The 9,555-nt window shown below is 39.5% G+C and carries 9 protein-coding genes and 1 pseudogene; 2 read left to right on the top strand and 8 right to left on the bottom strand.

The annotated features are described in order from the left end of the window. Positions 1 to 114: pseudogene (locus EAE91_RS17920) on the top strand (IS5/IS1182 family transposase); the annotation flags it as partial. A gap of 111 nt (positions 115 to 225) precedes the next feature. Then, positions 226 to 1,425, top strand: a complete 1,200-nt coding sequence (gene tyrS, locus EAE91_RS17915; protein ID WP_214089655.1) for a tyrosine--tRNA ligase — start codon at positions 226 to 228, stop codon at positions 1,423 to 1,425. 10 nt (positions 1,426 to 1,435) lie between these two features. On the opposite strand, the gene EAE91_RS17910 is transcribed toward tyrS, so the two are convergent. From EAE91_RS17910 to EAE91_RS17875, 8 genes are all read right to left on the bottom strand, one after another. After that, positions 1,436 to 2,233: a TylF/MycF/NovP-related O-methyltransferase gene (locus EAE91_RS17910; protein WP_105399768.1), complete on the bottom strand. Its 798-nt coding sequence runs from the start codon at positions 2,231 to 2,233 to the stop codon at positions 1,436 to 1,438. Between the two features lie 2 nt (positions 2,234 to 2,235). Continuing rightward, positions 2,236 to 3,888: a B12-binding domain-containing radical SAM protein gene (locus EAE91_RS17905; RefSeq protein ID WP_181573503.1), complete on the bottom strand. Its 1,653-nt coding sequence runs from the start codon at positions 3,886 to 3,888 to the stop codon at positions 2,236 to 2,238. 10 nt (positions 3,889 to 3,898) lie between these two features. Continuing rightward, entirely contained in the window at positions 3,899 to 4,882 is a 984-nt protein-coding gene (locus EAE91_RS17900; RefSeq protein WP_113025940.1) for a phytanoyl-CoA dioxygenase family protein, read from the bottom strand. A 54-nt stretch (positions 4,883 to 4,936) separates the two neighbouring features. Beyond that, a complete protein-coding gene (locus EAE91_RS17895) occupies positions 4,937 to 5,821 on the bottom strand; it encodes a phytanoyl-CoA dioxygenase family protein (RefSeq protein ID WP_214089654.1) in 885 nt (294 codons plus the stop codon). 127 nt (positions 5,822 to 5,948) lie between these two features. Beyond that, positions 5,949 to 6,590 (bottom strand): hypothetical protein, encoded by a 642-nt coding sequence (locus EAE91_RS17890; RefSeq protein ID WP_214089653.1) that lies wholly within the window; start codon positions 6,588 to 6,590, stop codon positions 5,949 to 5,951. 161 nt (positions 6,591 to 6,751) lie between these two features. Further along, positions 6,752 to 7,309: a recombinase family protein gene (locus tag EAE91_RS17885; protein ID WP_214089652.1), complete on the bottom strand. Its 558-nt coding sequence runs from the start codon at positions 7,307 to 7,309 to the stop codon at positions 6,752 to 6,754. A 489-nt stretch (positions 7,310 to 7,798) separates the two neighbouring features. Then, on the bottom strand, positions 7,799 to 8,425 hold the full coding sequence (locus EAE91_RS17880; protein ID WP_214089651.1) for a tail fiber assembly protein: 627 nt from the start codon (positions 8,423 to 8,425) through the stop codon (positions 7,799 to 7,801). After that, positions 8,425 to 9,555, bottom strand: a complete 1,131-nt coding sequence (locus EAE91_RS17875) for a phage tail protein (RefSeq protein ID WP_214089650.1) — start codon at positions 9,553 to 9,555, stop codon at positions 8,425 to 8,427. Before EAE91_RS17875 ends, EAE91_RS17880 begins: the two co-directional genes overlap by 1 nt.

Below are 9,555 nucleotides of genomic sequence, written 5' to 3'. Positions count from 1 at the left end.
TTTTTGAAAGGTAATCGACGTATTGCAACACGCTATGAAAAAACAGCACGAAACTATCTGTCGATGGTGAAATTAGGCTGTATTCGACTCTTTTGCCGGAGATTATATAATTAAGGGACACTACCTAGGATGAATAATTATTTACTTGACAATAGAGATTGTTATAAACATGGTATAGGGTTGTTTTATTCATCGTTAATAAACGTAATTATTTAGGTTAACTATATGAAAGAGAATATTGATAAGTTGCTTTCAAACATCGCAATTATGGAGCCACCCTCAGGGTTACAGGATAAACTTGCTCTTGCAAGACAAGAAAATAGAAAACTGACAATAAAATTAGGCTTTGATCCGACAGCACCTGATTTGCATTTGGGCCATGCGGTTGTATTAAAAAAGCTTAAAGATTTTCAGGATGAAGGGCACCGGATTGTTGTTATCATTGGGGATTTTACAGCTGGAATTGGTGACCCGACTGGGAGAAATAAGCTTCGTCCTCCATTAACACCTGAACAAATTAATAAAAACAGTCAGACTTATATAAATCAGCTTGCAAAAGTTATAAATATCGAAAATATTGAAATAAGGAAAAACTCAGAATGGTTTAACAATATGCCATTCAGTAATATCATAAAGTTAATCTCTAAAATCACTCTTGCACAAATCATGCACCGAGATGATTTCAAAACCCGATTTGAATCAAAAGCACCAGTCCATTTGCATGAGATTATTTACCCTATTCTCCAGGGATATGACTCAGTTATGATTGATGCTGATATCGAGCTTGGTGGAACAGATCAGTTATTTAATAACTTGGTAGGGAGAACACTTCAAGAAGCCTATGAGAAAAAAGGGCAAATAGTAATAACAATGCCATTATTAGAAGGGCTAGATGGCATTGAAAAAATGAGTAAGTCAAAAAATAATTATATTGGGTTAACAGATAATGCAAATGATATGTATGGCAAAGTAATGTCAATTCCCGACAGTGTCATTATCAATTATTTGACACTTGCTACAGACATGGAGGCAGAAAAACAATCTGCGATAGTCAGTCAATTAGAACTGGGCCTTAACCCAATGAAGATCAAAAAAGATATCGCTTATAATATTGTTAAAAGATATCACGATGACATATCTGCAAAGGAAGCCGCTGAGCATTTTGAGCGTGTAGTACAAAAGCGGACACCTGAAGAGGCTGATCATGATGTATTGATTTTACCAAAAGGCTCTTATATAACACTGTTGGATCTTTGTTCATCAGCCTTGCCAGCGATAAGCCGTTCTGAACTAAGGCGGTTAATTCGTTCAGGAGCTGTTCGTGTTGATAAAAGTAAAGAAGATGATGAAATTAAAAATATTGAGGTTATCCCGGGCACGCTTATATGGATAGGTAAACGATATAAATTCCGTATTGGCAGTTGAAGGAATATTATTAAAGTAGTGGTAGAGAAGGTGTATCAGGTTTTGTTATTTTTATTAGTTTCTTTTTCCTGATACCCACTACTGTAGGTGGCTGAGTGCCTATTTCATTGAGCCAAAAATTCACATCCTCAAAAACATCAAGAACAAGTGGTAAGTGGCCGTCTTGTGAATAAAGACTACCACCTGGTGTCAACCATGGATATAGATATTTGAGACAGTCGCGAGTTGATTTTTGAAGATCGACATCCAGATAGATTGCAGCTATTGGTCGTGACCAATTAGCCAAGGATGTTTCAAACCACCCTTTAATAAATGTACATGAACTGATATCACCATATTTTATAATATTATTTTTTACTTCCTGAAGAGAACCTGCGAAGTCACCTTCCCTAAACACCGCTTCCCTTCCTTCAATACTGATGCCATGAACTTCATTATGAAACGGAAGGCCCATAAAAGAGTCACAAACAACAAGTTCTCTGCCGGCTAACTTAGCAGCCAGGCTGAACTTGGCTGTACTTGAGCCTTTATAACTTCCCGCTTCCACGATACAGCCCTCTCGTGATGATGGTATTGATAATATTTCTTTGATAAAAGTAAAGATATCTTCTGTGCTGTGTGGGCTGATGATTTCTTTTGAAATCAAATAGTGACTGTCAACAAGGTTTTGTTTATCCAATTCGGATAAATCTAATAATTTGTCTGCCATGAAGTCTTGAATAACGTAGTAGTGTGGATCTTTCCCTTCGTTTATCAATTTTTGTATCATTTCGGGAGAAAAAGGGATAATTTCTTTTTTTGGTTTCATAATTATCTAGTCTCAGCAAATTCAGAAAGGACACCATAATACGGATAGTCTGCATCTATTTTCTGGAGTAACTGAACAGTTCTCTCTTGTACTGAGGCTAGCGTTGCGCTTTCTGCTAATTCTTCTGCTTTCAGCTTCTGCAGTGAACACCATGAAAGCGCTTCATTTAGCCTATCATTTGAGGTATATTTTATTATCCTATTAATATATTCTTTCCTTAAGAAAAATTCACAATTAACAAGGGCATAAAGCTCATTTAATTCTTCCTTAGATATAGCTTCAGCTACAGTAGGTAAACCATATGGGGCAGAAGTTCCAAATATCTCAGGACGTGGTCTAATATTCATTTTCGTTCCACCGTTTCCTAACTCTTGCAGCAAAGGTATCCGCCTCAAGGCTCTGCGGTATTCAATAGTACCTATATCTGGTGTTAGTATTGCTGTGGCTAGGAAATATATAGGTAAAGCTAAAACTCGATCTAAATCAGCTAAGATGCTTTCAACTGTGTCATGAGGTGCGCCAATGATGTATCCGCATATAACTCCGATACCTGAATCATTTAATGCATTTACCGCATTTATATTCATTTCTACGGTAGTTGCTTTGTTGTAATAATTTAGGCTTCTCTGGTCTAATGACTCAACCCCTAAAAAAACTTTTCTGCATCCTGCATCGTACATTCGGTGAGCGAGTTCTGGTGTCATTACTTCTGATCTTGCATTGCAAGTCCATGCAATATTAAACTCTGAGAGCAAATCAAGAAGTTCATATAAATTTTCATGTTGAAGTAGATCGTCATCATGAAACTGAATTGAATCGTGACCGAATGTTAAAAGGTGTTCAATATCTCCTGCAATTAATTCAACTGGCCGGGAAACTAGCTTCCCATGTATAAGATATGTTGAGCAAAACGTACAGCGAGCTCGGCAGCTCTGTGTACAAATATAAATTTGTTGAGATTCTCCTACCGCTTTCCACCACCTCTCCCGGGACTGTCCAGCGAAGCTAGTATCACTCTGTATTAGTTCATAGGAAAAGGCTGGCGAGGGAATATCCTCAAGAGATTTATCAAATACGATTTCTCCGATTTGAACTCTACCATCCAACATGAAACACAAACCACGCGCTTCGTTCCCTACACCAAATTCAGGATGTAGGAACAGCTTAAGAACATGCCTTAGAGCATTTCCTCCTTCACCTCTTGCTACAAGATGCACGAAATCAATTTCAGGAGCTACAGTTGGGTGTGCCCCACCAACCATAATGCAAACTTCTTCGGGATTAAGATTGGACAGCATATTCTTTGTCCTTTCAAATGCCAGTGAATACAGGCTGACTAATACAAATCTTGCTTTGACTGGCCTTAACCAATCGCTTATGGCTTTTGCCAGTTCAACGTCATCTGTGAAATTATCCTCATCGAAATATTGTATTTCAGGTTGAAAAGGTATACGACCACGCTCAAAGTCTACTTGAGCAGAACGAGCCAGATTAAGCAATCCCAGTGAAGCATATCTAGCGGCATATTTATCCTGTCTTTTGTCAGCTGCTCCTAGTTGCGTCGTACGAAAACCATGATGAACGAGGGCAAGTCGTGGGGAGCCGCAATCAATTGAAAACGAACCAGAGTCTCGAAGTAGAGAGAGATCTAACATTAGTTTTTCCTCATGCGCATAAAGGGTTGGGATCATTTTTATCCCAGCGATCGAATTTTGGATGAGGCTGCCCGGCTAAAGTTTGTCTTGCAAAGTGCCATGATTCGACCCAAACTTCATAATTAGATAATTCTTTTTCAGGGTGAGATTTACTTCTCGCAATAAAACCAGGAAACCATTGTCGACCTGTCGGTTGGCCAGTAGGGCAGTATCTCAGATCAAAGCTCCACCTTCCTTGCATGCTGATATTCGATAAAGATGCATGTATCATAAGTGGATGAAGAAGTATCATGTCGCCTGGTTTCGCGGGAATAGGATGTATGTTTGTGCCTACTAGTGAATCAGGAATCCCTTGTAAAACAGGGGTATCACAATGGTGCAAAAGTCCTCTGGTGTGACTTCCGGGTATTACGACCAAGCAACCGTTTTTTTCGGTTACTTCATTCAGGGGTAACCAGACACTCAACATATCTGTATTATCAGCATCCTCGGTCACAACCGCTAGGTCCTGATGCCAGAAGGTTTTTCCCGTTAATGTAAGTGTGTGACTTTGAGTTTTATCTGTAATCTGTGCTTCGGGTGGTTTAATGCGCATATGTTGTACGGGAACTGAATAAATTTCGGACCCAATAATATTTTCTACTACGTCAAGAATTGTCTGGTTTCTCAAGAGATTGAATATTGCCTCTCCTAAATGTACCGGAGAGTCCTCTTTAATTTCGGCTTCTACAGGAAGCGTAATATCAAGTTCCTGAAAACAGTTTCCATCAGTTTGTTTCATTAACTGTAAAAGTCGATTTTCTTCGGGTGTATTTTTATCATAACTTGTGATCACCCCTTGCTTTAACCATTGCTTAGCAAGCTTATTTGCAAGCTCACCGTATTCTTTTATAACCGGGAAAAGATCTGTAACTGGATTAAGAATGTTACGTATAATAACATAACCATCATTCCTGTAATGATCGATAATATTTGCATATTGATTATCAAGCATTTTACATCTCCCAAACGAAATAAATTGTAGAATGGAAACTTTAATGCAATAGAATTATTCCTCTGGTTTCAAAATTTTCCTCGAAACCTCCTGAAGCTCATAGAGAGATTTAGGTATATCTTTTGGTGTGTAAATAGCAGGAGGAGGACCACCGAAACGGGCGTGTGTGGCAGGATTACCATGAAGGTGATGAACATATGACTCCATGGATACTAGCTGGCTTCCTGTGTATATCGGGAAAGCATCAGTTGCCCTGTATTCAAAAATTAACGTTTTTCTTGGTTTCTCTGAAACATTAGGTGCCGAACGATGAGGAGTAAAAGGATGCAAAAATATTGTACTTCCTGCTTTAGCTGCTAACGTAACAGGCTGACCATAATTTTCTTCGTTTATTTCTTCTGTAATCATCCCGGCAAAAGATCCATCAGGAAGTGAATGATCGAAAGATCGTGTATGTTGACGTGGTAAAACTTCCAAGCAGCCATTTTCAGAAGTAGCATCATCCAGATAAATAAGTACACCAACAAGATCGTCATTAGTATGTGGGAAATAGGTAAAATCTTGATGCCATTCTACAACAGCACCAACTTTTTGAGGCTTCATGTTAAGTTTACTATGTTGGAGGGCTATATCTTGGCCTATCAAAGATATAACATACCCGAGAACCTGTTCTGAAGTGGCAATTCGTCTGAATTGCTCGTGTAATTCAAAGGGATTAAACAATCTTCTTGGTAGACAGAGACCATCAATTTGAATATTTTCATATTCAATAACTTGGGTAATTGTTTCATTATTTTCGGCATCTTTGACGATATTTCGAATGGTCACATCCAAGATTATTAAATCTTCTTTGCTAATAAGAGAAGGAACAAGAAGAAACCCCTCTTCTTTATATTTTTTTATTAGTTCAGGTTCCAATCTATTTATATCAGAATACATTTTTCTTTCCATATATAAAATAGTTGTTAAGAAAATAATAGATGAAGAATATATTCAGGCCGAGCTATGAATAAGTAAAAACTGGCGCTGCAAGAAAAACAGCACCAGATATGAGCATTATGATTAACTATGCCAGTGTCGTCCCGAGAGTAAGTGTCACACATCTGATAAATTCTGTAGTAACACCACGTCGACCTTCTAGATCGATAACTGAGCTTGTGCCATATTTTGGGCAAAGCTCATAAAGCAGATCTGAGGAAATATCTGCACCTAAGGCTTTCAGAACAGCCGCAGCGGTTTCAGGCTTGAAATTCATACGTGCAGTATGTTCCGGTAGAGCTGCACGGATTTTCTGGAAAGTGTCCTGATTCTCATTCAGAAGGGGTTGTAGATTAAGATCATTTACATGAGAAAGAGCATTATTAAAGCTTGTTACTCCCCTTAGAGCCAGCAAGCTGACGTCTAAGATATGATAAGTTACGATAAAAGAAGGACCGGCTTGAGACTGTACTTTTGCATATCTTAATGTTTTGAGTTCATTATGGATTTTATCAGCAACATCTGGTGAAAATTTTAATGCTAGTGCAATATTTTCTAGTTCTTCCGCAGACAGAGCAAACATCACTCCTTCCCAAGAATCTGTGAGTTCCATTGCCTTAGCTCTGATAGCATCTGCATTGTCTGATATACGACACAGCTCATTCTGACTTACCATTGCTGAACTGATGATATGGTTTGTACTGATAGTTTTAGCATGAACGTTTTCCATAATTTTCTCCTAAATGACATGATCACAATACGGAACATTTCAATATGAAAATACGGGTACAACATACAACGCTTGTAGCGAGCCGCATAAATTGAAAAAGCGCGTCATTTAAATTGATAAAATTTCTGCGCCGCGCTTTTTATCAAAACATGTGGTTTATTTTAGCTGTTCTTGATTGGTAAATATTTATAAATAGTAGAGAGTGAAACATCGTAAATTAGCGATAGCTGTTTACGTGTGTGACCTTTTGCCAGCAATCTAGCAGCTTGTTGTTGTTCAGCAACTGACAGCGCTGCTGGTCTACCTCCAATCCTCCCTTGCGCACGAGCAGCTATTAATCCAGCGATTGTCCTTTCAACTATCAATTCCCGCTCCATTTCTGCCAGTGCACTCATGACGTGAAAGAAGAATCTCCCCATAGCTGTACCGGTATCAATACTGTCAGTCAGACTCTGAAAGTGAATATCTCGCTCATTTAAATTAGAAACTAAATCGACCAAATGTTTTACACTACGTCCCAGTCTATCCAATTTCCAAACAACTAAAGTATCCCCTTTTTTAAGTTGCCTTAAAGCCTGCTTTAAACCGGGTCTGTTAGTTGTTTTTCCACTTAATTTATCCTCAAAAATTTGTTCGCAATTTATACTCATCAACGCATTTTTTTGTAAATCGCTGTTTTGGTCATTTGTTGACACCCGGATATAACCGATCTTTGACATGTAAATTCCGTCGCCGCACATAGAATAAATTGTATTTATCAAAATTAGCTCTATGTGTGAGTGTGCGGAAAACCTCACGCTGACTTACAGTGCTTCCATTTGTATAGGTCGCTCAGACGGCTTTTTTAGATCAATTAACGTTCAAAATGAGTGTTTGTAGGAATGTAGAAAGAAACGAGTGAAATGCAGTCAATTATTGACTATAAAAGAGGCTAAATAAACCACATGTTTTGATAAAAAGCACGGCGCAGAAATTTTATCAATTTAAATGACGCGCTTTTTCAATTTATGCGGCTCGCTACAAGAGCATAGAACTACGTTTTAAAACAACTAGATACAGCGAAAACCGTGGCTCACAGCGCATTACTTCGCAAAAGTTGACAAAACATCGAATACGTATGAAAACTTTCACGTCTCATCCGCGTCTCAAAATCAAGCGAAGCATTACCGCAGCGCAGTTCCAAACTGTTTTGCGGTAATTTTTTGTCCTCACTTCGGCACTGGCGGCCACTTCACATCAGGCGCTTGCTTCATATCTACACGAGTCAGCAATACTCTGTATTTTCTCCATTCGAGCAGAGCTTCTTTCTCTGAGTCTGTAGCGTCTTCTAAGTCAACAGAGTCTTGTAGCAATGAGATTGTTTCATTTGCTTGTTGTAACAGTGCTGCTTGCTGTTGTTTTGCTTCATTGATTTGATGAGACTTGAGTAAGTCTTTATCAACTATCCAGTCTTTGCCGTTCCATTTGTCAAAATCTGTTGGCGGTTTTTTGAAGGTCATCGTGCTTGGTAACTCACCAATTTCTGTTATCTCAGTCGGTGCCCGAGTCAATGTGTCGTAAGCCACTTTTCCGCGATAGTCGGGGAGGATTTCCCAACGGCTTTTATCAACACTTCTGCATACGGCGACATCATGAGACTTCGGGAGTTCTGGCGCGTCGGGATAAGCACCGGCTGATAAACTAACTCCAAGCATCACATATTCGATATCTGAAGCGATGAATTCTCTCGTTATCTGATTCGAGTGATAAACTTTTATCCAGCCCGCCTGAATTGCTAATCCATCTTTACCCAATACGGCTGTTTCATGTTCTAAAGAATATTTTTGTTCAGTCATTATACTGCTCTCACTATGTAGTTAAATGCGACGTTGCGGGGTCTATTTTCGTTAGCTGTTGGGACGACACGTGAAGCGTCAAATGTGACAGTAGGCGAGTATCCGCGACCGTTGATGTGAAACGTGCTATCTGCGGTGGGATTTGATTCAACATGAAACGCCCCATTAGACGGAACACCATTGATCATTTCTTTAAATTTCATACTCCCTGTAATATTTTGTATTGCGTCTCCCTGCCACGTCCCACACACCCGGCCGGGATCAACACCACGGCTATCATCCCAACCACGGATAAATTCGCCTCTTAAATCAGGTACTCTGCCAGCGGGATAAGCTTCCGCTAACTTCGGATATAAAGATTTGTCGAACGTTTGACCGTTGCACGTTAAGTAGCCTGCGGGTGTATATCTATGCGGGTATGGAAGCGGGACTCCGACTGGAACGTTGATATCATCAAGTGTTGCTAACGTGCCTGACTTGTTCGGATGAGACAATTCACCCACCCATTTTCCAGCAATTTTTGCAGATAAAAATGCGGGCATTTCTCTACTTGCATCACAATAAATTCCGAACGTATTATCTGAGCTTCGTACGTCTCGTACGAAAATTGTATCTGTCGCTGAAATAGCTGCATTAAAAGTCTGTGCTGATAAAGTGTTTTTATCTGCAAATTTATTATCAGACTCTGATTTAGAGTACGTATTTTTAGCTTTCTCCACAGTCTCCACCAACCCGAGGTTTTTCACAAAGGCATTTTTATCAGGAATGTCTGCCCCATTCTGGTTTTTGGCAAGCTTACTATTGGAATTATCATTAACTTCACTAACCAGCTTTTGTGATGCGGCTAATACACTGCTATTACCCAGTTTATCAGTCAGCCCAATGCTCTTTTCAGCGACAATACTTTTAATCGCTACAGCAAGTTGATCTAACTTACTCTTGTCGGGCCGAACGTTTGCAGCTTGCAATACAGACAGCAATTCAGCTTGCACAATGTTAAACCACTCCTGACCGGGGTAGCTGACAGCAAGACCCGCGCCGCCCTCGGTAAACCAGAGTGGATTAGGGTTACTCGCCGGCGTAATGGGCGGCATCACACTAACGCCCGATGGGTTATCAAGTCCAAACAT

This window comes from Photorhabdus noenieputensis, from assembly GCF_018448935.1.
In the GTDB taxonomy this organism is placed as follows: domain Bacteria; phylum Pseudomonadota; class Gammaproteobacteria; order Enterobacterales; family Enterobacteriaceae; genus Photorhabdus; species Photorhabdus noenieputensis.
Note: the sequence above shows the minus strand (reverse complement) of the source record. Positions and strands in the feature narration are given on the sequence as shown.